The sequence below is a fragment of the Pedobacter frigidisoli genome (genome assembly GCF_004331675.1).
Lineage (GTDB): Bacteria > Bacteroidota > Bacteroidia > Sphingobacteriales > Sphingobacteriaceae > Pedobacter > Pedobacter frigidisoli.
The window spans coordinates 226,555-253,309 of record NZ_SJSN01000009.1; the positions used below are offsets into that span (position 1 = coordinate 226,555).

Sequence of the window (26,755 nt, forward strand, 5' to 3'; positions counted from 1 at the left end):
TCTTTCCGCTGTATTTTTTAAAACCTCTGTCATGCTGAGGCACGAAGCATCTGTTTCATCGTTTGCAGATGCTTCGTACCTCAGCATGACAGCATGTTCAAAGGAGCTGCAAATTTAAAAAGATGCCGCTACAATACGGTTTAGGCGGCAAATATAGAAGCTTCTTTTAATGTTAGTTCCTGCGAAATGCATAAACGCCACAAATTTGCAGCAACGCATTCCAACAATAAAGCAATTCAACAATAAAACAATTTGCGTTACAACAACAATGTTTCAATCCGATGCGCCATTACCATATTCTGCTGTTTGCTCCAACTAAAAATGGTAAAATGCCCATCTTGCGAAGCAACCAAACCAATAGCCTGCGGCTGGTCATTAACAAATTGCGCTACAGAAAAATGCCTTGTTCCACCCAACTGTCCAGGATATAAGATTTTATCTTCGCCGCCAACAATTGGTTCCGAAAAAGCAATTTGTTCTACGGTTGGTTTACCTTTTGCCCGACCGATTTTAGTACCAAAAGCAATCAAATCGAATTGCTCATTAATAATTGTAGCACCATCAACAGCCGTTAAACCAGCCAAATGTTCCACCTCGCGACGTAAAGCACCTTGAGAAAAAATCTCACTCTGGTTGCCACTTTGTTTAGCCAGATTCGACAATCCGCAGAAAGGCGGCTCCACTAAATACTGTATAGGATGAATGATGGATTCTTCCCATTTTGTATCCCCTTTCGGAACGATAAGCAATGCTCCACCTCTCCCATGACTACGCATAGAAACAGAAAACTGAATTAAAATATTTATCGGGTCGTTCCAACTGGCGAGTACAGTTAAATCAAGCAAAGCTTTTAAAATCGGCGGACAATCGCGGTTTGTGCATGAGGTATCATCTACAATTCTAATCTGCTCGCCTTTTAAAACAGCAACATTCGTAAATTTCCCGATGCCATAAATTCGGCGGTGTTTAATCACGATAAGTCCAGGTTCAGAAACATCGACCACAAAACAAAAGTTGGGAATGTTTAAAGTCGTACCCCAAATAAAAAGCTCGCCATCTTCTTCCCAAACGCCCAAATGTATGCCCGAACGCTCAATTCCGGGCGCAATTTTAGTAAGCGTGTTGGCATTTAGAGGCAAAGGCTTGGCGAATTTCAACGGTTTTGAGGTTTGCGACGGCGGTAAAAAAGCAATCGAAATACGAGGCGAATGGCCCTCTTCTTTCCGCAAGCTACTCCAAAAAGCTACATCAATTAAAGCTTCAATGATTTTCTTATCCGGCTGTGTTGCCAAATCTACCTCACCCTGCGCCACTGCATTTTCATGTAGCTTTATAAAATGTTGCTCAATTTTAGCTGAAATGGTGTTTGCAGCTTTATAAGTAGGCTTGTAACTCATGTTTCGAATTTAAGCTGAATATTTCGAATATTAGATAAGGGAAAGGTTTGATTTTGGTAAAAAGATTTAGTTTGATTTAACCGCAAAGAACGCAGAGCATTTACTTAACCACTAAGGCGCAAAGAACACGAAGTTAATTGCAGATTTTTTCACCATTTAATACATATGAGGAAATTTGAAGCGCCCAAATTGCGTCCTTTGCGAAAAAACTTTGCACCCTTTGCGGTTAATCTCTAAAAAACTCTATTTTTGTTTCAATGAGTAAAAACAGCCTTTTATTAGTCGACCCGAATTTTAAAGCTGATGCATCAGTAAACTGCCATTTATTATTAAAAATAACCAATGATAGCTTTTCTTATGCGGTAATTAATAAAGATTCAGACGAGATTAATGTGATTTTCGATAAGCAAGGCTGTAGCGATGTAGAGCAAGATTTGAAATCTGCTTTCGAAACTGATGCTTACTTATCTCAAAAATATGGTGCAATAAAAGCAGCTGTTCATACTTCAAATTTCATTTTCATTCCTGATGAATGGTTTGATGCAGATAACCTTTCGGTTTATTCCAAATTTTTAAGTTCAGATGGTAAAGTTTACACCAAACATCATGATGAATTGGGCTTCAATACGCTTTTCTCATTAAATGAAAAGGCAGAAGAAATACTTCCTGCAGACACAGTTCTTTACCCTCAATCTTCGCCATTATTGGCTTTGTTTAGTCATTTATCTGGCGATGCTTTGCTAATTGATTTTACGGCATCCTCATTTAATGTGCTGTTTGTTAAGGATGATAAAATCAATTTTCAAAACCATTATGAGGCAGAAACAGCTGAAGAATTCAATTACTTTTTATTGTTGATTATTGAGCAGTTGGATTTAACAGAATCAATGGCAGTTTACTTGCAAGGTATTATTAACGAGGATGACGATTACTACAACACACTTTTAAAATATTTCAATAACCTTTATTTTTTTCTTCCCGCAGGAAAACAAAACAGTGAATTATTGGCCGATATGCCTAAACATTATTTCAGCGGATTGCTTGCTTTAGATTTATGCGAATAATAGGAGGCAGATTAAAAGGAATTCGCTTGCAGCCGCCTGCAAATTTACCTGTGCGACCCACTACGGATATGGCCAAAGAGGCGCTTTTCAACATATTAAACAACAAATTCGATTTTGAAACCTGCTCCGTTTTAGATTTGTTCTGCGGAACTGGAAACCTGACTTTCGAATTTGCCTCTCGTGGTGCTGAAAGTATTTTAGCTGTAGATTTAGATTATGGTTGTGTGAACTGGGTTAAAACAACGGCTAAAAATCACGAATTTAACCAGATTGAAGTTCGCAAGGGCGATGTTTTTAAATTGTTAAAACAGATGACAGGTTCTTACGATTTAATTTTTGCCGACCCGCCATACAACATGCCAAATATTCCATTGATTCCATTAATGGTAAAGGAGCACCAATTACTTAAACCTGATGGATTATTGGTTGTGGAGCACCAAAGCAACATGAAACTGAATAGCCAACCTGGCTACACCGAAACCAGAAAATACGGCAATTCTTCTTTTAGCTTTTTTGAGTTTGGTTAACCCCAAAGAGCGCTAACTGCGCAAATCCTTAACTCTTTACATAAACGGTCGTCATTGCGAGGCACGAAGCAATCCTACAACTTTAGTTTTAAAGCGAATGCATTAAGATTGCTTCGTACCTCGCAATGACGAGGTGCGAAGCATAGCACTTTAACCTTTCTCCTTTCCGCTTAAAAATCTATATTTGAATTATGAAGATAGCGCTATTTCCAGGTTCATTCGACCCGATAACAATTGCTCACGTAAACATCCTACAGCGTGCTACGCCACTTTTCGATAAGATTGTTATTGGCATCGGGTTAAATAGTTCCAAGCAAAATTTTCTTACAGCAGAACAGCGACTTCAAATATTAGAAACAGTTTTTGCGGGCTATCAAAATATCGAAATCCAAACCTACGAGGGTTTAACTGTCGATTTTTGTCGTAAAATAAATGCTACTTACATGGTTCGTGGTATTCGCTCTGCATCAGATTTTGAGTACGAAAGAGCCATCGCTCAAATTAACCAAACCATGATGCCCGAAGTAGAAACCATTCTACTTTTAAGCAAACCCGAGTATTCGGCCATCAGTTCAACCATCGTTCGCGATATTTTAAGAAATCATGGTGATGTGAGTCCGTTTGTACCTAAAGAAGCTTTGGGTTTTTTGTACAAACCATAAAATTCAACTCAAAAAAATCTTTTCTGAAATGATGTAACGTTTTTAAAAATCGAATACCAATTGAGTAAATAAATTAAATTATGAAAACTCAAACATGTAAGATTTTTAGAAAACCCTGTTACATTTTCAACTAATTCTATTCATTTAGCCAATCCAAAAGCCTTAAATGAAAGAAACTGAAGCCATATTTCTCTCCCTGATAAATCAGCACAAAGCGATTATACATAAAGTTTCGAAGATGTATATGGATGATGCTGAGCAACAGCGGGATTTGTTTCAGGAAATCGTGATGCAGCTTTGGAAAGCCTACCCAACTTTTAAGGGTAACAGCAAATTCTCTACCTGGATGTATCGGGTAGCCCTAAATACTGCTTTGGTTTACTTCAAAAAGGATAATCGAAAAATTGACAAAACACCGCTTGATGAAAACATCGATGTGATTGATGTTAACGAAAATGAATCAAAAGAAGAAAAACTCGCCTACTTATACAAAGCTGTTCAGGAATTAAATGCGGTTGAAAAAGCTTTAATATTTCTCTTTCTCGAAAATCAATCGCACAAAGAAATTGCCGAAAACCTGGGTATCAGTGAAGTAAATGCCCGAGTAAAACTCAACAGAACTAAAGAAAAATTACAATTCATCATAAAGAAAAATGGTTATGAATTTTGACGAATTAAAAAACGAATGGAATGCAGATGGTGCTGAAGAAACCAACATTTCGGAAGATATGCTTAAAATTAAACAAGCCCGTACACCAATTGATATCATCAGGAGAAAGATGAAACACGAGTTTAATTACCAAATTGTGGCTTTGGTTTTAATGGTTGTTATTCCATATTTCTTTAATTTCAGTGCTAATATGAAAATGGTTTATATGGTTTTCTACGCTGTAACCTGTGGATTCACAGCTTATTATTTTTTCAAATTTTATAGATTTTACAAAAACTCGTACGATATGAGTATGGACAGTCGGAAAAGTATTCTGTGGTTTTTCTATGAAATGAAACTGAATATCGAACTTTATAAAGCGCTTACTTACATCATTGCTTTTATCGGACTGGCATTTTTCGCTGTTTATCTGTTTGTGGAGCAAGCCTCTATATTTGCAAGAATTCTGAGCAAGCTTTCTCCTGTTTACCTTATCTTAAATTGTTTTATTTCCATATTGATTATTGGCGCAATTACCGAACTCTGGGCCTGGTACTATTACGGAAAGTACCTGAAACGTGTTAAAAAAGTGGTTGATGATTTGGATTATGAGAGTTAGAAACCTATTTTCAACCATAGATATAAAGGATGAACGCAGATTTTTCATGTCTCCAACGATTGAAATCGTGGGTTATGCAGCGAGGCATTGAACTGTAAACTTTGCAATTTGTAATATTACCCATGATTTCAATCATGGGTACAACCCTATCTTACAAAATCCCACCAGCCCTCAACACATCCATAATCGATGGAAAAGTATTTTTAACAACTGGACCGATATGGCCTTTATCCAACCAAACCGCCTCATCAATTCCCTCCTCTTTTTGAGGAATTAGCTTTGGTTCGCCTTTCACTTTCATTTTATACCAGTTGGTTTTTTTAATAACCATTTTCGAACCCATTGGATAAACATGATACGTTTTGCAAAGCTTTTCTTCCCGTTTAAAAACCCTAATTCCACATTCTTCTTCTACCTCACGAACAGCAGTTTCTTTCATATTTTCACCATCTTCGAGCTTACCTTTTGGTAAATCCCACTTTTTATTTCTAAAAATAAACAGGTAATTACCATTAACACTTTCTACCAAACCACCTGCAGCCTTTATTATGGTACAATCCTTTTTAAGCTTCTTAAAAGTTTCTTTGGGGTTTTTGGTTAAGAAAATATAGCTTTTTCTCGACCCATTTTTTAATTTTTTGTAAAATGTTTGTAAATCAAAATCCTGAAATTCAAGCTGTTGAATTTTTTCTTTTTGTTCAGGTAAAACATCAGAGATAAACAAGGTGTTATCGTTAATATAAATTCTGTAATTTTGGGCCATGTATAATAAAAGTGATATTGAATTAAAGGTAGCGGAATTTTTATTACAAATAAAGGCAATTAAATTACAACCTAATAATCCTTTTACATGGGCATCTGGTTGGAAGTCGCCAATTTATTGCGATAACCGAATTACCCTTTCCCACCCTCAGGTTAGAACTTATATTCGTCAGAAACTTGCACAAGCAATTCAAGAAGAATTTGGTTCGGTTGATGTTATTGCAGGTGTGGCAACAGCTGGAATTCCACAGGGGGTTTTGGTAGCACAAGAATTGGGTTTACCTTTTATCTACGTTAGGGCAAAAGCTAAAGAACACGGAACAGGAAGTTTAATAGAAGGCGAAGTAGTAGAAGGTCAACGTGTGGTGGTTATAGAAGATTTAATATCAACAGGAAAAAGCAGTTTACAAGCGGTTGAAGCGTTAAGATCAGCTGGTTTATCTGTTGCTGGCTTAGCTGCAATTTTTACCTATGGATTTGAAAAAGCGGATGAAAATTTTGCAGCAGCTAAATGCCGTTACATCACTTTATCAAATTACGAAGCTTTAATTGATTATGCCGCTGAGCACAGTATTATCGCAAAAAATGATATGGAATTATTAGGAAAATGGCGCTTGAATCCATCAGAATGGGGACAAGTTATAAGTCCTGAGTCTTAAGTTTGAATTTCCAAATCTAAAAAAAAACTAACCTATAAAAATATATAATGACGATTATCGAAAGCGCTGTTGAAGTAAATAAACCTGTAAATGAGGTTTATGCTTTTCTCTCAAATATGAACAATCATCAACAGTTAATGCCCGAAAACATTTACAACTGGGAATCGACAGAGGATGATGCTCGTTTTACCATTCAAAACATGGCTAAATTGGCGATTAAGATTTCTAATCGTGTTGAAAATCAAGAATTAAAAGCTATTCCATCAGAAAAAGCACCATTTGATGTGGAGTTAAAATGGACTGTTGAAGATAACGGAAACGGTACAACAACCGCTAAACACATTATCTCTGCAGATTTAAATATGATGATGAAAATGTTGGCTTCTGGTCCACTTCAAAAATTAGTTGATCATCAAACTCAAAAGCTAAAAGAAATTTTAGGATAATTATTCATAGTGATGCTGAGTTTATTTTGGCACCAGATTTATATACACAGCGAAGATTTATCTTCGCTTTTTTTATACGTAAAAATTCCATTGCTTTTCTTTTACAGGAATTAAATTTTGATACCTTAGTTTTCGAATAACCCTTAAACTATGAAGCTAAAATCCCTACAGATATTTGTCTCGCTTTTTTGCCTTTTCCCTATTGCCAATTCTTTTGCACAATCTTCATTAATCGCATTAAAAACAGAATATTTGGTTAATCCAATCGGATTAGATAATGCTAACCCACGATTTACTTGGCAATTGGCTGATGTAAGTCAGGGTGCTAAACAAAATGCGTATCGTATTTCTGTAAATACCGATTCTCTTGCTTTACTAAAAGGTAATGGAAACTGGAATACCGGGATCATACAGTCAAGTGATAATTTGATTACCTACTCTGGCCAATCACTAAAACCTTTTACTAAATATTTTTGGAGAGTTGAAGTTACTACCTCAACGAAAAAGACGATAAGTAAAATTGCCAGTTTTGAAATGGGTATGATGAACACGGCCAATTGGCAAGGCGCTTGGATATCCGATTCAGAAAACATTAAGCTAAAACCTGCACCCTATTTCAGAAATACATTTACAACAGCAAAAAAAGTGAAATCTGCCCGAGTTTACATCGCCGCTGGCGGATTATACGAACTCTCCATCAACGGGAAAAAGATTGGCAACCACCGTATGGATCCAATGTACACTCGTTTTGATAGAAGAACGCTGTATGTGACTTACGATGTAACTAAAGAAATTATCCAAGGCAAAAACGCTGTTGGTGTACTGCTTGGAAATGGTTGGTACAATCATCAATCTACTGCCGTATGGGATTTTGAAAAGGCTCCATGGCGCAACCGACCAACTTTTTGTCTGGATGTTCGAATTACTTATGATGATGGTACGGTAGAAATTATCAAATCTGGAAAAAACTGGAAAACGGCTTTGAGTCCGATAATTTTTAACAGCATTTACACGGCTGAGCATTACGATGCAAGACTTGAAAAAGCGGGTTGGAACACGGTAGATTTTGATGATAAAGATTGGAAAAATGTGATCTACCGTTCTGCTCCATCTAGAAATATTGTGGCACAAGCACTCCATCCTATCCGCAACGTAGAAGAAATTGCAACCAAAGATTTAAAGAAAATTAATGATACTACTTATCTTTTTAATTTGGGTAGAAATATTTCAGGTGTGAGTAAAATCACTTTGAGTGGAGCTTCCGGAACTGTGGTTAGATTAAAACATGGGGAGCGTTTGTATACAAACGGCAGATTGGATATTTCTAATATCGATGCACATTATCGCCCAACAGATAATACCGACCCATTTCAAACTGATATTTTAATTTTAAGTGGTAAGGGTGAGCAAAGTTTCATGCCGCATTTCAATTATAAAGGTTTTCAATATGTTGAAGTAACCACTTCCAGCCCAATCGAACTCAAAAAAGAAAGTCTCGTTGGTTATTTCATGCACAGCGATGTTCCTGTTTTAGGCGATGTAAAATCTTCTGAACCAATTATCAATAAAATTTATTACGCTACAAATAATTCCTATTTATCAAACTTGTTTGGCTATCCAACTGATTGTCCGCAAAGGGAGAAAAACGGTTGGACTGGTGATGCACAAATCGCAATAGAAACTGGCCTATATGGTTTTGATGGCATTACGATTTATGAAAAATGGTTAGCTGATCATCGTGATGAGCAGCAGCCAAATGGAGTTCTTCCATCAATTATACCAACTGATGGTTGGGGTTACGAGTGGGGAAATGGACCAGATTGGACGAGCACCATCGCCATTATTCCATGGAATGTTTATTTATTTTATGGCGATAAAAAACTGCTGTCCGATTGCTATGAAAATATCAGAAAATATGTGAATCATATCGATGAAACTTATCCAACAGGATTAACAACCTGGGGTTTAGGTGATTGGATTCCTGTTAAATCTAAATCTCCAGTAGAGCTAACTTCAACTTGTTACTATTATGCCGACGTAATCATTTTAGCAAAAGCTGCCAAAATTCTAAACAAAACAGCTGACTATGAAAAATATACAGCATTGGCGAAAAAGATCAAAGATGCATTTAATGGAAAATATTTGAATAAGGCTACAGGAATTTATGCATCAGGCGTACAAACGGAAATGAGTGTTCCGCTTTATTGGAAAATTGTTCCAGAAGAATCTATAGCATTAGTTGCTAGTAATTTAGCAAAGAAAGTAGAAGCTGATGGTTTCCATTTAGATGTTGGATTGTTGGGTACTAAAGCCATTTTGAATGCATTATCAGAAAATGGATATAGTGATGTTGCTTACAAAATTGCTGCACAAAAAACCTATCCAAGCTGGGGTTGGTGGATGGAAAACGGTGCAACAACATTGTATGAAAATTGGCCAATAGATGCAAAATCAGATATTTCGATGAACCACATCATGTTCGGTGAAATTGGTGCTTGGTTATATAAATCTCCCGGAGGAATTAAGCCTGATCCTGAAAAACCTGGATTTAAAAACGTGATTTTAGCGCCTCATTTTGTAAAAGGACTCGATCAATTTGAAGCGAAACATACTGGTCCATACGGAGAAATTACCTCCTCTTGGAAACGAAGCGGCAATGGAATTTCATACAAAGTTATTGTTCCCGCAAATTCCACTGCATCAGTTGTACTTCCAAAAGAGCAAGATTTAAAAGTTTACCTGAATGGAAAAGTTATATCCAACTCTACAGCACAATTAGAATCTGGCTCTTATACTTTCGACTGGAAATAAAATGAAAAGACTCCACCTTTATTTTGTTTTTATAGCAATGCTTCTTTTTGATACAAAACTAAATGCCCAAGAAAGAATAACCGAATACCTTAGTCCGAAAAGGGTTTTATGGACTACTGGTGATGTAAAAAATCAAGGCAGACTTTTACAAATCGGCACAGGTCAGGCAGATGTTCGAAATGAGAATATGTGTATTCTGGAGAATAAGCAAAGTTCTAAATCCAGTATTTTATTAGATTTTGGCAAAGAGCTTCAAGGTGGAATTCAGATTGTAACTGGCATTTGGGCAGGAAATAAACCCATTAAAGTTCGTATCCGTTTTGGCGAATCTGCAAGCGAGGCGATGTCTGATATCGGTGGAAAAGGCGGTGCTACTAATGATCATGCCATTCGAGATCAAGAAACTTTGCTACCATGGCTGGGCATTGCAGAAATCGGGAATACAGGTTTTCGTTTTGTTAGGATTGATCTGCTCGATAATGATACTAAACTTATTCTGAAAGAAACTCGGGCAATTTCGAGATATAGAAACTTGGAATACAAAGGATCGTTTAACTGTAGTGATACATTGTTGAATAAGATCTGGAAAACTGGTGCCTACACCGTTCAGCTGAATATGCAAGATTATCTTTGGGATGGCGTTAAACGCGATCGATTAGTTTGGGTGGGTGATTTAAATCCTGAAATTTCGACTATAAATGCAGTATTCGGTTATAATGAAGTAGTTCCAAAATCTTTGGATTTTGCAAAAGAAACCACACCGCTACCCAATTGGATGAACGGAATTAGCGCTTATTCTATGTGGTGGATTATTAATCAACGTGATTGGTATTATCACAATAGCGATTTAAATTACTTGAAAGAGCAACAAACCTACCTTAAAGATTTACTAAATCTCCTCATTCAAAAAATCGATGCTGACAATAAAGAGCATTTGGATGGCCAACGTTTTTTAGATTGGCCATCGAGCGAAGATCCTAAAGCAATTCATGCGGGCTTACAATCTATGATGATTTTATCCTTAGATGCTGGAGCTGATTTAATTGGCAAAATGGGTGACCAAGAAACAGCAGACAAGTGCATGGAAGCAGTTTCGAGATTAAAGAAACATTTGCCAGAAACCAATGATTCTAAACAGGCTGCAGCACTTCTTTCGTTGTCGAATTTGATGAGTGCTAAGGATGCAAACAATATCATCTCTAATGGTGGTTCAAAAAACTTCTCTACTTTTTTTGGCTATTACATGTTACAGGCAAAAGCAAAAGCTGATGATTATCAAGGTGGCATTAATATTATCCGTGAGTATTGGGGTGCCATGCTAAACTTAGGCGCAACAACTTTTTGGGAAGATTTTAATATGGATTGGCTAAAAAATGCCAGTCGGATTGATGAGTTGGTTCCTGAAGGTAAAATAGATACCCATGGTGCTTACGGCGCTTATTGTTATATCGGTTTCCGCCATAGTTTAGCGCATGGTTGGGCTTCAGGTCCTACGCCATGGCTAACAGAACATGTTTTAGGGATTTCTGTTCTGGAACCTGGCTGCAAAAAAATTCGCATTAAACCCAACCTAGTAGATTTAACTTTCGCAAAAGGTACTTTTCCAACGCCTTATGGAATTTTAAGTGTTAAACATACCATAGTTAACGGAAAAATTAAAACCAAAATTAAAGCGCCTAGAGGGGTTAAGGTGGTTCGCTAACTAATCACTTTAAATTTGTAATTTGATTGAAATTTTAACCAAATTACTTTATGCCAAACACTTACACTCGATTGCACATTCATTTCGTCTTCGCAGTCAAATACAGAAAATCTATTATTCTTTCAGATTGGGAAGATAGCTTACATAAATACATTACTGGAATAGTTCAAAATAATGAGCATAAAATGCTTGCGATTAATTCCATGCCCGATCATTTGCACATGTTTGTTGGATTAAATCCAAAGCAATCCATTTCAGATTTGATGAGATTGGTCAAAGGCGATAGCTCAGAATTTGTTAATACACAGGGTTTCACGAATCAAAAATTCCAATGGCAAGAAGGATATGGTGCATTTAGCAATAGCTACTCCCAGATTGATGCCGTCGTTAAATATATTCTAAATCAAAAAGAACACCACAAAAAGAAAGATTTTAAAACAGAATATATATCGATACTTCGTGATAATAAAATTGATTACGACGACAAATATTTATTTAAAGATTTACTCGATACTTAAGGGTAGCCCCTACGGGGCATAAACAAATAAAAAATTTTCATAAAAAGACATTTTAACAAATGCCTTTTTTTCTACAAATGGGTAGCCCCGATGGGGCAGATGCTAGTTTTGGCATATAGTTGTTATGCATTTTGCATAGCACTAGGATATCTTTGGGCGGTAAGCGCTACCTTACAGCAAGCCTACATTCCCCTATTGCACCATCGGGGAGGCCAATTTAACAAGAGCAGCATGTATCTTTGCCCCATAGGGGCTACCTGTTTGTAAAATAGGCAATGTGTATTTATGCGCCGTAGGTGCTACCCATTTGTAACACAACCTTGTAATGGAAAGAAGGGCTGCAATTGCCAAGCATTAAACATACATTTCCAAATCGTTTTTAAATACTCTTAGCAAGACAAAATTTCAGTATAAATCACTAAATTTCAGCCAATTAGTCTCACAAAAATAATCCTTACCGACAAAATTTCCGATTCAAAAATCAAAATCATCATGGCATTTGTTTTGACTAAAACGGTAATATGAACTTCAACAATTTTACGATAAAAGCCCAGGAAGCTGTTCAACAGGCTTCCGAAATAGCCCAAGGCAATCAGCAACAGGCTATTGAAACGGCACATCTACTTAAAGGTTTGCTTACTGTTGATGAAAACGTGGTTTCTTATGTATTAAAGAAATTGAACGTTAACTTAAATTCATTGAATCAAAACTTAGATAACGAGATCGCAAAATTCCCGAAAGTGAGTGGAAGCAATGCCTATCTGTCATCAAATACCAATAGCGTTTTACAAAAAGCGCAAACATTTTTAAAAGAATTTAAAGATGAATTTGTTTCTGTAGAACATCTATTGCTTGGAATCTTAGCCGTTAATGATAGCACTTCAAAGTTATTAAAAGAGCAAGGTGTTAACGAAAAAGACCTTAAAAAAGCCATTGCCGAATTACGTGGTGATAACCGTGTAACCGATCAAAATGCGGAGGCAACTTATCAAGCCTTAAGCAAATACGCTCGTAATTTAAACGAATACGCAGAAAGCGGAAAGCTTGATCCGGTTATTGGTCGCGATGAAGAAATTCGTCGGGTAATTCAGATTTTATCTCGTAGAACAAAGAATAACCCAATTTTAATTGGCGAACCAGGTGTTGGTAAAACGGCGATTGCTGAAGGTATTGCTTTCAGAATTATAAAAGGCGATGTACCTGAAAACTTAAAAAGCAAGGTGGTTTATTCGCTCGATATGGGCTCTTTAATCGCTGGTGCAAAATATAAAGGTGAGTTTGAAGAACGTTTGAAAGCCGTTGTAAAAGAGGTTTCGCAAAGCGATGGAGAGATTGTACTCTTTATTGATGAGATCCATACTTTGGTTGGCGCTGGTGGTGGTGAAGGTGCAATGGATGCCGCTAATATTTTGAAACCTGCTTTGGCTCGTGGAGAATTACGTGCTATTGGCGCAACTACTTTGGATGAATATCAGAAATATTTAGAAAAAGATAAAGCGCTAGAACGTCGTTTCCAAAAGGTAATGGTAAATGAACCTGATACCCAAGATGCGATTTCCATTCTTCGTGGGTTGAAAGAACGTTACGAAACGCATCACAAAGTGAGGATTAAGGATGAGGCAATTATTGCGGCTGTGGAGATGAGTCAGCGATATATTGCCGACCGTTTCTTACCCGATAAAGCTATCGATCTAATGGACGAAGCGGCCTCGAAGTTGCGCATGGAGATGGATAGTGTGCCTGAAAACGTGGATGCACTTGATCGTGAGATTATGCGTTTGGAAATTGAGCGTGAAGCCATTAAAAGAGAAAAAGACGACCGAAAGGTTAAGGATTTATCAGAAGAGATTGCGAATTTATCTGCCGAACGAGATCAGTTAAAAGCAAAATGGCAAGGCGAAAAAGATTTGGTTGATTCATTAAATAATCAACTAGAACAAATTGAACACTATAAATTAGAAGCCGAGCAAGCTGAACGTGCTGGAGATTATGGCAAGGTTGCAGAGATTCGTTATGGAAAAATCAAGGAATCTCAAGATTTGATAGAAAAGGTAAAAGCGGAGCTTGAAAACTTGCAAAGCGATAGCCGAATGCTTAAAGAAGAGGTTACTGCTGATGATATTGCGGGTGTGGTTGGCCGTTGGACAGGTATTCCGGTTACAAAACTAATTGCAAGTGAGCGTGAAAAATTATTGAATCTTGAAGAGGAACTTCACCAACGTGTTGCAGGTCAAGATGAAGCTATTGAAGCTATTTCTGATGCGATTCGTCGCTCTCGTGCAGGTTTGCAAGACAAAAGAAAGCCTATTGGATCGTTCATTTTCTTGGGAACAACTGGTGTTGGTAAAACGGAATTAGCCAAAGCATTGGCAGAGTTTTTATTTAACGATGAAAATGCATTGACTAGAATTGATATGAGTGAATATCAGGAACGCCATGCGGTTTCTCGTTTAATTGGTGCGCCTCCAGGCTACGTTGGTTACGATGAGGGTGGACAATTAACTGAAGCCGTTCGACGTAAACCTTATTCGGTGGTATTGCTTGACGAAATCGAAAAAGCACATCCAGATGTGTTTAACATACTGTTACAGGTTTTAGATGATGGCCGTTTAACTGATAATAAAGGCAGAACGGTGAATTTTAAAAACACTATCATCATCATGACTTCGAATATTGGCGCACACTTGATTCAGGATAATTTCAAAAATCTGAGTGATGAAAATCGTGATGAAGTGATTGCTAAGACCAAAAATGAGTTGTTTGAGGTGCTGAAGCAAACGATTCGTCCGGAGTTTTTAAACCGTATTGATGAGTTGATTATGTTCACGCCGTTGAACCGCAGCGAAATTAGAAACATTGTAAGCTTGCAATTTAAACATGTTCAGCAAACACTTGCAGAAATGGGCATTGAAATGGAAGCCAGCGATGAAGCTTTGGATTGGTTGGCACAGTTGGGTTACGATCCGCAGTTTGGTGCTAGACCATTGAAAAGGGTGATTCAAAAAAGAATTTTAAACGAGCTTTCGAAAGAGATTTTGGCGGGTAAGATAGATAAAGACAGCAAAATTAAGTTAGATATGTTCGATCATAATTTTGTATTCCTCAATCAGAAAACAGTATAAAAATAAGCTTAGTAAATCCCACAGATTAATTTCTGTGGGATTTTTTTTTTGCACTGTTATTCAACACATTAAGTAACTAATTTGATAGTTTAATTTTTTGTTTTTTGTTTCGATAATGATTATTATTGATTACACACAAAAAAACACAAATAAAATGAAACTTAAATTAATGATCATGGCGCTTCTATGCGCCGTCAGTTGGCATTGCTATGCGCAAACAACAGAGAAAGGTACTGGCTTTGCTGGAATAAGTCTCAGCTTCGGAACTTCCAAACAGAACAGCATTACACCTGCGCTAAACACTTTTACGGCAACACCTCGTGGAGGCTATTTTTTGGCCAATAATTTAGCTGTTGGATTAGAAATACCATTAAATCTATCGAAACTTAGAGGCGAAAGCTACATTTCTTGGGATGAAGAGGAAGGAAGATATAAAGATCGATATGGCCCAAAAGAATTTAGTTTCGGCTTCTCCCCTTTTATTCGCAAATATGTTGACATTAAAGATCGATTTAAGTTTTTCGCTCAAGCGAACTTGCTACTTCAAATCAATACTTTTAATAGAATAGACGATCAGGGTTATTTAATAAAGACTGATGCCAGGGTTAAAGGACTTGGAGCTAGTTTAACGCCTGGCTTCACTTATCTTCTCTCTGATGATTCGAGCATTGACTTTTCATTCCCGATTTTAACATTCTTCCATCAGAATTACTATGCGTCAGAATCACTATACAATTTTGACAAAACGAATAACCTGAGGTTTGCACTTGATAACTTTACGCCTACTTTCACTATTAATTTTCATTTTTAATAAAGCTTTCATGAGAAAAACAGTCAATAAAAACTTTAAATATTTAATTGATTGAAAGGGTAATTCTTTACTATAATAACAACTCCTGCCTTGAAATAGGCAGGAATTGCTATTTCTTCTTGGTTTCTATATTCGGTAAAAAACCAGTTAATAATCCGATAAGGGGCAGAAATGCACAAATATTAAATACATAATTAATGCCTTGTGCATCGGCTAGTCTACCCAATAAAGCCGATCCAATCCCCCCCATTCCAAAAGCAAAGCCAAAAAACAAGCCCGCTACTAAGCCTACTTTTCCAGGAATTAATTCTTGCGCATAAACCAATATCGCAGAAAAGGCAGAGGCCAAAATCATCCCAATAGGAACAATTAAAACCCCTATCCAAAATAAATTGGCATGAGGCAATAGCAAAGCAAAGGGTGCTGTTCCCAATATAGAAGCCCAAATCACATACTTCCTACCAATTTTATCACCAATTGGGCCACCTAATAATGTCCCCGCAGCTACCGAGAATAAGAAAACAAAAAGATAAATCTGCGAAGTTTGAACCGAAACATGGAACTTATCGATTAAATAGAAAGTAAAATAGTTAGTTAAACTCGCCATGTAAAAGTATTTCGAGAAAATCAACAGCAATAAAATCGATACCGCAAAAATTACTTTCTTTCTCGAAAACTGATTTACCACAGCTTGAACATTGGCTTTCTTACTGCGGGCAAGCACAAATCCCTTATACCAATTTCCAACATAGGTTAAAATTACGATGGCCAAAAGGGCGATGATGGAAAACCAAATCACACTGAATTGTCCGTACGGAACGATTATCCAGGCTGCCAAAAGAGGTCCTAAAGAACTGCCTGCATTTCCGCCCAACTGAAAAACAGACTGTGCCAATCCCCTCTTCCCTCCAGATGCAGCATGAGCCATTCGAGAAGCTTCAGGATGAAATATTGAAGAACCTACCCCAATTAATGCCACAGAAATTAGCATGGTGTAAAAATGTGATGATTGAGAAAGCGTAATTAATCCGGTTAAGGTAAAGCCCATGCCTATCGCCAAGGAATACGGCTGAGGTTTTTTATCAGTATATAAACCCACAAAAGGCTGTAAAAGCGATGCTGCCAGTTGAAATGTTAACGTAATTAATCCAATTTGTGAAAAACTTAATCCATAGCTTGTTTTAATAACTGGATAAATAGCGGGAATTAATGATTGGATGGTATCATTTAATAAATGAGAAAAACTCAGTGCAAATAGAATCGGAAATACGGTTTTTTCTACTAAGTTTTGGGTGGTGGTTTGCTCGTTCATCATAATTTTAAACTGACCAAAAATAAACATAATAATTTTTGCAGGTGGCACTATATGTCCTTGTTGTGTCGAAACATTTTTATTAAGTTGGGGTTTATTAGCTATGGAAAAAAACAGAAAAATTGTCGGCCTTTGCGGAAGCCTTAGAAAAGGATCTTATAATGCAATGCTTCTCAAATTTGCAGCGTCACTAGTTCCCGAAGGGATTGATTTTGAAATCGCATCTTTTGATGATGTTCCTGTGTATAACGCAGATGATGATATTCCAGAGGTTGCGGAAAGACCAGCAAGTGTTGTTAAGTTTAGAGATGCTTTGGCTAAAGCGGATGCCTTTGTTATTGTATCACCAGAATATAATTATTCTATCCCTGGCGGATTAAAGAACGCTATCGATTGGGCCAGTAGAGGAAAAGATTCGCCATTAATGCATAAACCTGTCGCCTTAATGGGTGCTACGCAAGGTATGTGGGGAACTGTTCGCATGCAGACTGCCTTTCTTCCTGTCTTCACTTTTCTAAATATGAATCCTGTTTTACAGCCAGAGGTTTTAGTTGCACAGGCGCAGAATAAATTCGATGCCGATGGAAACTTAATTGACGAAGCTGCAATAGGCATTATCAAAAGAAAAATCGAAAACCTAATTTCTGCTTGTAGCGTTTAGATCAAATTTCTTGTGATATAGATTTTCGCCATTCCCACATACGCGAGAATCTTAATGCTGAAGCAGAAACCTAAAAATATTTCCCGCAGATTAAGAGGATTTTCGCAGATTTTCTACGGTGATTATTTTAAATCGATGGGAGCAATATTTGGCGAATTGTCTATCAATTTCCATTTGCATTTTACTAAAAATATCACCACAAGACATTCAAAAGAAAATTAAATAACTAGAAACTAATTTTCTTTTGATCCTTGTGTGGTTAAAAGTCTAAACTTAGAATTACAGAGCAAAATTCTACTACTTCAATCTTAATCGCCATAAGAGTACTCCTAAAAGATGTCATTGCTTCCGATTAAAAACTGACATTTATACAAAAAAAGTCAGATTGTCAATTTGGCACACTCAAAAAGTTAATCAAACGATTAGTTTTTCGTCACACAAAAATAATAAAGAATTAATACCAATTTTATATCTGATTATCTATTAAGCAGTTGACAGAAAACTGATTTTTAGATGACTGTGACAGCGTTTCTTGGCATCGATATTGACTTTTAGGCGAATATAGTCAGAAATTAAAAAAGTAAAAATTGACTGTATTTTTCAAACAAATAAATAATAAAAAAGATGAAAAAACTATTATTATCAATCGTAGCAGTAGCAGGTTTAGTGTATGGAGCAAACGCACAAACAGAAAAAGGAAAAATCATTTTAGGTGGTAATGTTGGCTTTAATTCTACAAAAGTAGAAGGTGCTGCAAAATCAGATTTAAGTTTCAGCGTAGTACCAAGTGTTGGTTATTTTGTAAGCGATAACTTTGCAATCGGTACGGGAGTTGGCTATACTTACAACAAAGAAGTTAGCGATAACAATTTAAACCAAGCATTTAAAGTTGCGCCTTTCGGCCGTTACTACATTGGTTTATCAGATCAATTTAAATTCTTCGGACAACTTTCTGTGCCAATGGAATTTGGAAACAACAAAGTTGTAGATGCACAAGGAAATGTGGGCGCTAAATATGCTACAACAACTTCAATTGGTGTTAACGTAGCACCAGGTTTTGCTTTCTTCCCTACAAAGAGAATTGGTATCGAAGTTTCGGTTAATGGTTTAGGTTACAACAACCTTAAAGTTAAAAACGAAATTACTGGTGGCGAAGCTACAGCAAACTCATTCGGTTTAGAAGCAGATACTTTTGCTCCAAAATTGGGCGTACAGTTCCATTTCTAATCGGAATATTTTACAAAGCGAAAGCCATAGATGAGCAGATTCTTAATCTGCTCATCTATGGCTTTTTTATTAGGACAGGTTCTTGCAACAAGTTTACCATCTCTAACTCCCCAATGACATTAACTTAAGCCTTTTTTGCCACAGATTTACACAGATAAACACAGATTTATTTACGAGTTTTTTTATCTGTGCTTATCCTGTCCATCTATTGCAAGCCCATTAAGATCTAACCATATAAGGAATATAAGGCAATATAAGTTACGAGCCCAACTTAAATGTTCTTAAATTCCTTGTATGGTTAGTTATTTCTATTGATCCTAGTCCGATAGTGACGGGATCAAATTCAGGAAAATGACCGTTTATTCCATTTACCAGCCCCTAACCCCATCCTAAAATAGGAGGGGAATTGTATGTACTAAGGAAAGTTTTGTACATAAATTTTGGGTTCGGTAGCTTTAAATCCACCGACATAAATATGATCATCAAACTTACAACATGCACCCCTTGCCCCTCCTTATTTTCAAGGAGGGGCAAGGGGTGGTTTTTCTTCGTGTTGAAGAAAACTTATTAATTTGGTTTTGAAATCATTGCCAGGCCATTAAGATCCAAAATCAAGTTCAGGATGGAGACCTTGCTTGGCATTTACCACCCCCTAACCCCATCCTAAAATAGGAGGGGAATTGTATGTACTAAGGAAAGTTTTGTACATAAATTTTGGGTTCGGTAGCTTTAAATCCAACGACATAAATATGATCATCAAACTTACAACATGCACTGCCCAGCTCCCCTCCTTATTTTCAAGGAGGGGCAAGGGGTGGTTTTTCTTCGTGTTGAAGAAAACTTATTAATTTGGTTTTGAAATCATTGCAGGGCAATAAGATCCTGAATCAAGTTAAGGAGGACGACCGACCATGGTATTTGTTTAGCCAAAAGCGCTAACGTTTGTTAAATAAACCAGACAGCAGCGGCAGCCCCCGATTATTTTCTATCGGGGCTATAGCGAATGGCGGGGCTAAAAACCTCCATGGAATACTGAACTTCGTTTTCCAAATCATCATTTTTGTTGCTCATTAATTCCGTATAAGCCGTAATTGATTTCAGAGCGAAATCAAATAATTTTGGCCTTTTTAAAATGGATTACACTCCCAAAGATTACTTCTGCTCTCTAATCGCTTTAAACTCCGATCCATCTTTCCATTTCGGATAAACATCCTCATTACTTAACCGATAACCCATATCGAAAAGCATTCTCACATCCTCTACAATACCCGATAAATCCCAGGCTTTGGCATCGAAGTTATCTTGTGGAGAATGGTAACGAAACTTCGTAAAATCGGCCACTTGCTTTAAGCCCCATTCCCTACCCTTTGTAACATTATCTACGCCCGATCCGGTAAATAAAGATGGAACTCCAACCTTTGCCAAGTTGAAATGATCAGAGCGATAATACAAGCCCGACGATGGAACCGGATCAGGAACCAATACACGACCTTGTTTCTTCGCAGATGCCGCAGCATAATCTTCCAGTTCTGATTGGCCGAAGCCATAAACCACAATATCCTTCGTTTTCCCCGCAATGCCCATCATATCCATATTAATGTTTGCCACCGTTTTTGCTAAGGGAAAAGTTGGGTGTTTGGCATAGTATTCCGAACCCAAAAGACCTTGCTCCTCTGCGGTATAAGAAATAAATAAAATCGTTCTTTCAGGTTTCTTTGGTAGTTTTTTAAAGGCCGAGGCAATTTCAAATAACGAAGCCACACCAGTTGCATTATCCACGGCGCCATTGTAAATCGAATCGCCATGAATCTTCTCTCCCACGCCTAAATGATCCCAATGGGCAGAATAAATGATGGCTTCATCCTTTTTCTTATCGCCCGAAATTTTAGCGAGCACGTTATAAGTAACCGATTTTTTAATCTTATTTTTCACCGTAAGCGATGTAGTTAAGTTTAAATCAACCGCCTTAAAATTTTTCTTACGGGCGGCACTGAAAAGCGCATCAGTTTGTCCGGCCATTTTAAAAAGCTGTTTGGCTACATCAAGCGTAATCCAACCCTCCACTACCGTCCTATTCATGCCATTATCTGCCATTTGAAGCGTAAGTTTCGATTTCGACCAGCCACTTCTTACCACCGTCCATGGGTAGGCGGCAGGTTCCGTATCATGAATAATCAAAATCCCGGCGGCACCCTGTCTCGAGGCCTCTTCAAATTTATACGTCCAGCGACCATAGTAAGTCATGTTTTTGCCTTTAAACAAGGTAGAATCTGCAAAACCTGGATCGTTAATCATCACCACCACAATCTTTCCCTTCACATCCAAATCCTTATAATCGTTCCAACCATATTCTGGCGCCACAATTCCATAACCAGCAAAAACCAATGGGGCATTGGTAACGCTCACCTGATCTTGCACCCTACGCGATCCAGCCACGAAATCAGTCAGATAATTCAAACTTAAGCTTGCCGATTTACCCTTAATCAACATTTTAGCCTCTGGAACCGATTTAATTTCTACCATCGGCACTTCCTGAAAAAAGCTATCGCCATTGCCGGGCTCCAGACCCAATTGTTCAAATGCCGTTTTTAAATAGTTAATGGTTTTGGTTTCACCCGCGGTAAAAGGCTTTCTTCCCGCTAGGCTATCGGCGGCAATTACCGATAAGTATTTTGTGAGGCTGCTATCATTAATGGCTTTTATAGCGGTCGAATCTGGTCCATCTGAACTGTTTTCTACTGATTGTTTACAGGAAGATATACAAAAAGCGATGGCCGATAAGTAAAGTATGGTTTTCTTCATGAGGATATTTTAGGAAGGTAATTTAAGAAAAAATAGCGATTTGATGTTTTTAGGATTTTGGAGCGCAGGGATAGAAGCAATTATAATGTTTGCTCCCGTTGCGGGCTTTCCACTACTATCGGGGCTAGGTGGCGAAATGGCACACCTTTGTTTGGCTGGGTGCTATAATTTTTAAAGTCCATTGGTAAGCCATTAAGCAATGGAATGAGTGGAAATCTTATGTTTTGATAGAGAAATCTCACTATTGATTAAGGATTTGGAGCGCAATGGCAGAAGCGATGATTATTGTTAGTCCCGCTATCTCTGCAAGCCGCTGCCGATGAAGAATCGGCATTGCGGGCTTTCCGCTCTAACGGGGCTAGGTGGCGAAAATAGTACAGCTAGGATTGGCTAGGTTGCTATAATTTTAAAGTGGGTCGGTGGCCACCAGGCAATGAAGCGGCATGCCTAGGACGGTCGTCATTGCGAGAAACAATTCTTCATTGTTTCGTGGCAACCTCATTGCTGCTAGTGAATGGGCAAAAGCAAGCTGGAGATTGCCACGAACATTACCGATGAAGAATCGGAGAATATTCTCGCAAGGACGGAAAAAGAGCAGAAAGAGAGTGGAGGAACCGTGAGTGTTTTACAGCCAAATAATGCTCAAACTAACACCCTGGCTAACCCACTCGTCATTGCGAGAAACAATTTTTCATTGTTTCGTGGCAACCTCATTGCTGCTATTGAACTGGCAAAAGCAAGGTGGAGATTGCCACGAACATTACCGATGAAGAATCGGAGAATGTTCTCGCAAGGACGGAAAAAGAGCAGAAAGAGAGTGGAGGAACCGTGAGTGTTTTACAGCCAAATAATGCTCAAACTAACACCCTGGCTAACCCACTCGTCATTACGAGAGACAATTTTTCATCGGAACGTGGCAACCTCATTACTCGGCCAGTTGTTTTGCGTAGCCTACTTCTGATGTTGATGCCATAATATTTGGTTTTAGCGGTTAAAAATTAAATTATCGCAGGGAAGATTTAGGCTGATTTTGCAAATTTTATTTAGACATTTAAGCAAGAACCAGGATGTTTATTGCTTAAAAACAAGCCGAAAGGCGAAGACCAATTTTATTATTCAGATCTTATCAGGGATGATTTCAGAACGGTTAATGTTGCGAAATCGTAAAGCAATATTGGAAAAATAAATCAGTTTTCAAAAATTTATTTGCATTGATAATTATCACAATGTTTTACGGTTTCCCGTAGTGGAGGAGGAATTTAAATTATTACTTTAGGGAACTAAATTAATCGATGCGCTCATTATGTTGGTTTGTTTCTAGAACTACTGTAGGCTTCTTTGAAGTTTAGTGAATACAATTAAAAAACGCAATTATAAATATGCAAATGAGGTATGGAGTGATATTATTCGATATCGAGTTAGGTATGTTCACGGGTTAGCTGCAAGTCAAAAGACAATGAATTAAAAGAATAGGTAACTTACTATTGAATCTGCTCAAAGCCAAAGATTATCAATTAAATCAAAACAAAATGAATAATCAGATTAATTATTTAGTATCAATTTTCCCTGAAGTTGCACAGCAAATAATGGATTACAAAACAGGAGCCACAGAATGTAAAGCAGATGGCAATTATTACCCAAAAGATTGGGAGAAAAAAGCAGATGGAAATTATTACCCGAAAGACTTTGAAAAAAAAGCTGATGGAAATTATTATCCAAAAAATTGGGAAAGAAAACCTGACAGTAATTATTATCCGAAGAACTTTGAAAGGAAAGCTGATGGCGATTATTACCCAAAAGACTACCAAAGAAAATCAGATGGAAAATATAGACTTTAGGAAATAAGTACTGACCCCTCTGGTTTGAATGTTCACTTTTTTCGTGGTCACTTAAACTTTTAATGAAAACTACAACTCTGTCTGAAAACAGCGTTGTAATTCAAATCAAAAATGAATTATGCTGCTAAAGTATTATCCAGTAAAAAAAGTTAATGTCTATAGCATTTATATAGAAAGTTTTTTCGGTCTGGTGACCTGGGCCTTCAACATTTGTTATAAGCAATTATTTCAATGTATGATTTTATATATTTAAGAGTTGCAACTTAATGATTGTGATGTAATTTAGAGCAATGAAAGAAAAAAAAATGACCTCAATTGTCAATGCTTTAAAAAGCCTAAATTGTTTTTCTAAGATCGAGATTGACGAATTTAATTTGATTTTAAAACAACCTGACAAAAAAAATAAACTTTTGCGAGAACTTCGCATACCTATAAAAAAGGGACTTCTAATTAAAAAATTAAGCGTTAATAGAATTGATTTTGACAAAAACAAAATTCTTGATTGTAACGACTATAATATATTACTCCAACTTGAAATAAAGATCTCATTGGAAATGAAAAAAAGTGATTTAATTAAGAAAATAAATGATAAGAAAATACCAATTTCAAAAGATATTATTAAAAAAATTATATTATCAAACTCCATTGCTAAATTAAATACTCTAATTCAAGAACTCCCTGCGAATATCAAATTTGAACTAAAAACAATAAATTTTAGAGATTCAGAGCATGGCTTTGTTTCTATAAACCCAATATATACACCAATGGGAAATAAAAGATAATCTACTAAGACGGAGTATTTTAGTTTTAAACCTCAATCAATTATGGACTAAAGTGATTACAGCTATTAATTTATTATTATGGCATGATATCCGAAGAGAGCATCCAGTCAACTAGTGAGCATTTACATTTAACCTTAACAACTCGACAGTCAAATAATATTAAGACTATATGGAATTTTACTCAATTCATTCGGCCAACAGAAAATACAGTAAGCCATTGCAGGACACTGTAAAAAGTACTGTTGACAGATTACTAACAAGCAAGACAAGCTCCGAAAATCCTGGTGTTTTGCTTGGTCGAATTCAAAGTGGCAAAACAACAGCATTTATTGGGGTTATTGCAGAAGCGTTTGACAGAGGAATTGATGTTGCGGTTGTTCTGACAAAAAATTCAGAATTACTTGGCACGCAAACTACGAGAAGAATAAGAAAGGAATTTCAGGAATTTGAGGAGCAAGGACACATAAACATCTACTATACCCATACTTTTGGCGACACCATTCTTAAAAAATCTCAACTATTGAATAAGAAAGTCTTTATTGCGATTAAGAATCCAAGTAGTATAGGAAAACTAACAAAAGCATTCAAAATAAATAATTCAGAATTATGTGGTAAAAATGTACTCATAATTGATGATGAAGCCGACACAGGTTCTATAGGTGCAAAAGGGAAAAAGGATGAAGTTGAATTATTAGAAACTGCAAAAAAACTAAATGAATTTAGAAAGGCATTAGAGAAAGGATATTTCTTACAAGTTACAGCAACGCCCTATGCTTTATATCTTCAACCAAACGAAATAGTTACAGCATCAGGAGTTTACAAACCAGTAAGACCGAAATTTACTGAAATATTGGAGGCTTATCCAGGCTACGTTGGTGGAAAAGTGTATTTTGAAGATAGCGAGGATATAGACAATCCTGCCTACCACATACATATACAGGCTACACCAACTGATGTAGCAACTTTAAAATCTAAAAAACAAGATTTAAGAATTGAACGAAATGTTGCAACAACTGACAAGCTTCAAGTATTTAGAAAATCCATTGAAAAATTTATTGTAGCAGTTGCAATTAGAAGAGCTCAACAAATTAAAAGTGGCGGTTCAGCAGTATTACAAAACTATCAGCTTTCTAAATATTCATTCATTTTTCATCTAGACACCGCCAAAACTAAAATGGTTTGGCAAGAAACATTAGTCCAAAAATATTTAGACTTTTTACAATCGGAATGGAAAAACAATAATGGCAATGCAATTGATATGTACAAAGACCATTATGAAAATGACTTAATTATTTCGTTCAAGAAAGCCGAAAAACTTGACTGGGTTGAGAACGTACCGAATTTCAAAGAAGTTCAAAAAGTAATTTCACAAATATTGGAGTTGGAGGATTATCAAATATTCGTGATTAACTCTGACCAACGAGTAATAGATTTAGCTAACGACGACGGCCAATTAAGACTTGAAACAGCTTTAAATTTCTTTATTGGAGGTCAGGTACTTGACAGAGGAATCACCATAGATAATCTACTTGGAATTTTTTACGGTAGAGACCCACAAACCTCTCAAATGGACACCGTTTTACAACACGCCCGAATGTACGGTAATCGTTCAAAGGCAGATATTGCATTAACAAGGATGTACACAACTGAAAGGATATTTGAAAGAATGAAAGAAATCCATCAGATTGATGAAGCGTTGAGAGAATCATTACAGAAGAAGACAGACCACGAAATTGTTCTAATGCAAGCAAGCGAACAAGGAAGAATTAAACCAACAAGCCCAAATAGAATTCGTTTAGGTAATGTAACAACTCTTCGCAGTTATAAAACTAAGTATCCTTATGGTTTTGAGACCAAAGGAAAGACAGAAATAACAAGAATCACAAATAAGATTGACACATACCTACGTTCCATAAATGGTTTTACCAACACAATCAGAAAGTCTTTCACAATATCATTCGAGCAGTTTGAAAATATTCTTGACTTAATTGATAAAGGAAATTTGAATTACGATTTAGGGGTTCCGCTTGACACATTTGTATGGAAAACAATCGTAAAAAAAATGTTTGAAGAGTGTGAAGTGGACGTAAGCAGCCTACCAAGTACATCTTTTAAATAACTTTCACGATGTTTTTCTTTGCATAAAAGAAATATATGAGAACATCAGAAGAAAAAATGTTAGCAGTTGAGGCTTGGCGCACCAGTGGGCTTAGCCAGAATGAATACTGCAAGACCCTTGGAGTCAAACGTACCACTTTTGCCAACTGGGTATCGCGCAATAGACGAAAACAAGCTGTTCCCAATTTTGTTAGAGTTACCATCCCTCCAGTTGCTATTTCGACAGCTGTAGAGGTTATTTACCCAAACGGAGTAATTATCAAGGC

The 26,755-nt window shown here is 36.9% G+C and carries 23 protein-coding genes; 19 read left to right on the top strand and 4 right to left on the bottom strand.

Annotated elements, in window-relative coordinates:
- Window positions 1-257: 257 nt before the first annotated feature.
- Window positions 258-1,397 (bottom strand): putative sensor domain DACNV-containing protein, encoded by a 1,140-nt coding sequence (locus tag EZ449_RS13260; RefSeq protein ID WP_131559528.1) that lies wholly within the window; start codon window positions 1,395-1,397, stop codon window positions 258-260.
- Between the two features lie 257 nt (window positions 1,398-1,654).
- On the opposite strand from EZ449_RS13260, the gene EZ449_RS13265 reads away from it, so the two are divergent.
- From EZ449_RS13265 to EZ449_RS13285, 5 genes are all read left to right on the top strand, one after another.
- Window positions 1,655-2,461 (top strand): DUF3822 family protein, encoded by an 807-nt coding sequence (locus tag EZ449_RS13265; RefSeq protein WP_131559530.1) that lies wholly within the window; start codon window positions 1,655-1,657, stop codon window positions 2,459-2,461.
- The gene (locus EZ449_RS13270) at window positions 2,452-2,988 is read left to right on the top strand and encodes an RsmD family RNA methyltransferase (protein WP_131559532.1); all 537 of its coding nucleotides are present in this window, start codon (window positions 2,452-2,454) and stop codon (window positions 2,986-2,988) included. The genes EZ449_RS13265 and EZ449_RS13270 overlap by 10 nt, the downstream gene beginning before the upstream one ends.
- 191 nt (window positions 2,989-3,179) lie before the next feature.
- The gene (gene coaD, locus EZ449_RS13275) at window positions 3,180-3,650 is read left to right on the top strand and encodes a pantetheine-phosphate adenylyltransferase (protein WP_131559534.1); all 471 of its coding nucleotides are present in this window, start codon (window positions 3,180-3,182) and stop codon (window positions 3,648-3,650) included.
- 166 nt (window positions 3,651-3,816) lie between these two features.
- Window positions 3,817-4,320, top strand: coding sequence for an RNA polymerase sigma factor (locus EZ449_RS13280; protein WP_131559536.1), 504 nt, complete (start codon window positions 3,817-3,819; stop codon window positions 4,318-4,320).
- Window positions 4,310-4,918, top strand: a complete 609-nt coding sequence (locus tag EZ449_RS13285; protein ID WP_131559538.1) for a hypothetical protein — start codon at window positions 4,310-4,312, stop codon at window positions 4,916-4,918. The genes EZ449_RS13280 and EZ449_RS13285 overlap by 11 nt, the downstream gene beginning before the upstream one ends.
- Window positions 4,919-5,069: 151 nt before the next feature.
- Here EZ449_RS13285 and EZ449_RS13290 read toward each other — a convergent pair whose 3' ends face one another.
- The gene (locus EZ449_RS13290; protein ID WP_131559547.1) at window positions 5,070-5,681 is read right to left on the bottom strand and encodes an NUDIX hydrolase; all 612 of its coding nucleotides are present in this window, start codon (window positions 5,679-5,681) and stop codon (window positions 5,070-5,072) included.
- Here EZ449_RS13290 and pyrE point away from each other — a divergent pair.
- The 7 genes from pyrE (at window position 5,680) to EZ449_RS13325 (ending at window position 15,749) form a co-directional block, all read left to right on the top strand.
- Window positions 5,680-6,339 (top strand): orotate phosphoribosyltransferase, encoded by a 660-nt coding sequence (gene pyrE, locus EZ449_RS13295; RefSeq protein ID WP_131559548.1) that lies wholly within the window; start codon window positions 5,680-5,682, stop codon window positions 6,337-6,339. The genes EZ449_RS13290 and pyrE overlap by 2 nt on opposite strands.
- Before the next feature lie 47 nt (window positions 6,340-6,386).
- Window positions 6,387-6,785, top strand: coding sequence for an SRPBCC family protein (locus EZ449_RS13300; RefSeq protein WP_131559549.1), 399 nt, complete (start codon window positions 6,387-6,389; stop codon window positions 6,783-6,785).
- Between the two features lie 150 nt (window positions 6,786-6,935).
- On the top strand, window positions 6,936-9,596 hold the full coding sequence (locus EZ449_RS13305) for an alpha-L-rhamnosidase (protein WP_131559550.1): 2,661 nt from the start codon (window positions 6,936-6,938) through the stop codon (window positions 9,594-9,596).
- Between the two features lies 1 nt (window position 9,597).
- A complete protein-coding gene (locus tag EZ449_RS13310; RefSeq protein ID WP_131559552.1) occupies window positions 9,598-11,298 on the top strand; it encodes an alpha-L-rhamnosidase-related protein in 1,701 nt (566 codons plus the stop codon).
- A gap of 50 nt (window positions 11,299-11,348) precedes the next feature.
- Window positions 11,349-11,816: an IS200/IS605 family transposase gene (tnpA, locus tag EZ449_RS13315; RefSeq protein ID WP_131559554.1), complete on the top strand. Its 468-nt coding sequence runs from the start codon at window positions 11,349-11,351 to the stop codon at window positions 11,814-11,816.
- A 521-nt stretch (window positions 11,817-12,337) separates the two neighbouring features.
- A complete protein-coding gene (gene clpB / locus EZ449_RS13320; protein WP_131559556.1) occupies window positions 12,338-14,938 on the top strand; it encodes an ATP-dependent chaperone ClpB in 2,601 nt (866 codons plus the stop codon).
- 154 nt (window positions 14,939-15,092) lie between these two features.
- On the top strand, window positions 15,093-15,749 hold the full coding sequence (locus tag EZ449_RS13325; RefSeq protein ID WP_131559558.1) for a hypothetical protein: 657 nt from the start codon (window positions 15,093-15,095) through the stop codon (window positions 15,747-15,749).
- Between the two features lie 109 nt (window positions 15,750-15,858).
- Here EZ449_RS13325 and EZ449_RS13330 read toward each other — a convergent pair whose 3' ends face one another.
- Entirely contained in the window at window positions 15,859-17,064 is a 1,206-nt protein-coding gene (locus EZ449_RS13330; RefSeq protein WP_394347143.1) for an MFS transporter, read from the bottom strand.
- A gap of 100 nt (window positions 17,065-17,164) precedes the next feature.
- Here EZ449_RS13330 and EZ449_RS13335 point away from each other — a divergent pair, with 100 nt between their 5' ends.
- Complete coding sequence (locus EZ449_RS13335; protein ID WP_131559561.1) at window positions 17,165-17,722, top strand: NADPH-dependent FMN reductase; 558 nt, start codon at window positions 17,165-17,167, stop codon at window positions 17,720-17,722.
- A gap of 624 nt (window positions 17,723-18,346) precedes the next feature.
- The gene (locus EZ449_RS13340) at window positions 18,347-18,949 is read left to right on the top strand and encodes an outer membrane beta-barrel protein (protein WP_131559563.1); all 603 of its coding nucleotides are present in this window, start codon (window positions 18,347-18,349) and stop codon (window positions 18,947-18,949) included.
- Between the two features lie 1,152 nt (window positions 18,950-20,101).
- Here the strand turns inward: EZ449_RS13340 and EZ449_RS13345 are convergent.
- A complete protein-coding gene (locus EZ449_RS13345) occupies window positions 20,102-21,751 on the bottom strand; it encodes a M28 family metallopeptidase (protein ID WP_131559565.1) in 1,650 nt (549 codons plus the stop codon).
- A 741-nt stretch (window positions 21,752-22,492) separates the two neighbouring features.
- Here EZ449_RS13345 and EZ449_RS13350 point away from each other — a divergent pair.
- The 5 genes from EZ449_RS13350 to tnpA (EZ449_RS13370) all read left to right on the top strand — a co-directional run.
- Entirely contained in the window at window positions 22,493-22,726 is a 234-nt protein-coding gene (locus tag EZ449_RS13350) for a hypothetical protein (RefSeq protein ID WP_131559568.1), read from the top strand.
- A gap of 554 nt (window positions 22,727-23,280) precedes the next feature.
- Complete coding sequence (locus tag EZ449_RS13355) at window positions 23,281-23,589, top strand: hypothetical protein (protein WP_131559570.1); 309 nt, start codon at window positions 23,281-23,283, stop codon at window positions 23,587-23,589.
- A gap of 290 nt (window positions 23,590-23,879) precedes the next feature.
- Window positions 23,880-24,371, top strand: coding sequence for a hypothetical protein (locus EZ449_RS13360; RefSeq protein ID WP_131559572.1), 492 nt, complete (start codon window positions 23,880-23,882; stop codon window positions 24,369-24,371).
- Window positions 24,372-24,540: 169 nt separating this feature from the next.
- The gene (locus tag EZ449_RS13365) at window positions 24,541-26,490 is read left to right on the top strand and encodes a Z1 domain-containing protein (protein ID WP_131559574.1); all 1,950 of its coding nucleotides are present in this window, start codon (window positions 24,541-24,543) and stop codon (window positions 26,488-26,490) included.
- Window positions 26,491-26,525: 35 nt separating this feature from the next.
- The coding region (gene tnpA / locus EZ449_RS13370; RefSeq protein ID WP_131559576.1) for an IS66 family insertion sequence element accessory protein TnpA at window positions 26,526-26,755 on the top strand (230 nt) is incomplete at its 3' end.

Bases quoted from the DNA above. Each gene is read 5' to 3' on its own strand.
- EZ449_RS13340 (WP_131559563.1), top strand. From the start codon at position 18,347: ATGAAAAAACTATTATTATCAATCGTAGCAGTAGCAGGTTTAGTGTAT.
- EZ449_RS13305 (WP_131559550.1), top strand. From the start codon at position 6,936: ATGAAGCTAAAATCCCTACAGATATTTGTCTCGCTTTTTTGCCTTTTC.
- EZ449_RS13330 (WP_394347143.1), bottom strand. From the start codon at position 17,064: ATGATGAACGAGCAAACCACCACCCAAAACTTAGTAGAAAAAACCGTA.
- EZ449_RS13355 (WP_131559570.1), top strand. From the start codon at position 23,281: ATGAATAATCAGATTAATTATTTAGTATCAATTTTCCCTGAAGTTGCA.
- tnpA (WP_131559554.1), top strand. From the start codon at position 11,349: ATGCCAAACACTTACACTCGATTGCACATTCATTTCGTCTTCGCAGTC.
- EZ449_RS13345 (WP_131559565.1), bottom strand. From the start codon at position 21,751: ATGAAGAAAACCATACTTTACTTATCGGCCATCGCTTTTTGTATATCT.
- EZ449_RS13270 (WP_131559532.1), top strand. From the start codon at position 2,452: ATGCGAATAATAGGAGGCAGATTAAAAGGAATTCGCTTGCAGCCGCCT.
- EZ449_RS13285 (WP_131559538.1), top strand. From the start codon at position 4,310: ATGAATTTTGACGAATTAAAAAACGAATGGAATGCAGATGGTGCTGAA.
- EZ449_RS13300 (WP_131559549.1), top strand. From the start codon at position 6,387: ATGACGATTATCGAAAGCGCTGTTGAAGTAAATAAACCTGTAAATGAG.
- EZ449_RS13310 (WP_131559552.1), top strand. From the start codon at position 9,598: ATGAAAAGACTCCACCTTTATTTTGTTTTTATAGCAATGCTTCTTTTT.
- EZ449_RS13265 (WP_131559530.1), top strand. From the start codon at position 1,655: ATGAGTAAAAACAGCCTTTTATTAGTCGACCCGAATTTTAAAGCTGAT.
- EZ449_RS13290 (WP_131559547.1), bottom strand. From the start codon at position 5,681: ATGGCCCAAAATTACAGAATTTATATTAACGATAACACCTTGTTTATC.
- coaD (WP_131559534.1), top strand. From the start codon at position 3,180: ATGAAGATAGCGCTATTTCCAGGTTCATTCGACCCGATAACAATTGCT.
- clpB (WP_131559556.1), top strand. From the start codon at position 12,338: ATGAACTTCAACAATTTTACGATAAAAGCCCAGGAAGCTGTTCAACAG.
- EZ449_RS13260 (WP_131559528.1), bottom strand. From the start codon at position 1,397: ATGAGTTACAAGCCTACTTATAAAGCTGCAAACACCATTTCAGCTAAA.
- pyrE (WP_131559548.1), top strand. From the start codon at position 5,680: ATGTATAATAAAAGTGATATTGAATTAAAGGTAGCGGAATTTTTATTA.
- EZ449_RS13335 (WP_131559561.1), top strand. From the start codon at position 17,165: ATGGAAAAAAACAGAAAAATTGTCGGCCTTTGCGGAAGCCTTAGAAAA.
- EZ449_RS13365 (WP_131559574.1), top strand. From the start codon at position 24,541: ATGGAATTTTACTCAATTCATTCGGCCAACAGAAAATACAGTAAGCCA.
- EZ449_RS13280 (WP_131559536.1), top strand. From the start codon at position 3,817: ATGAAAGAAACTGAAGCCATATTTCTCTCCCTGATAAATCAGCACAAA.
- EZ449_RS13360 (WP_131559572.1), top strand. From the start codon at position 23,880: ATGAAAGAAAAAAAAATGACCTCAATTGTCAATGCTTTAAAAAGCCTA.
- EZ449_RS13325 (WP_131559558.1), top strand. From the start codon at position 15,093: ATGAAACTTAAATTAATGATCATGGCGCTTCTATGCGCCGTCAGTTGG.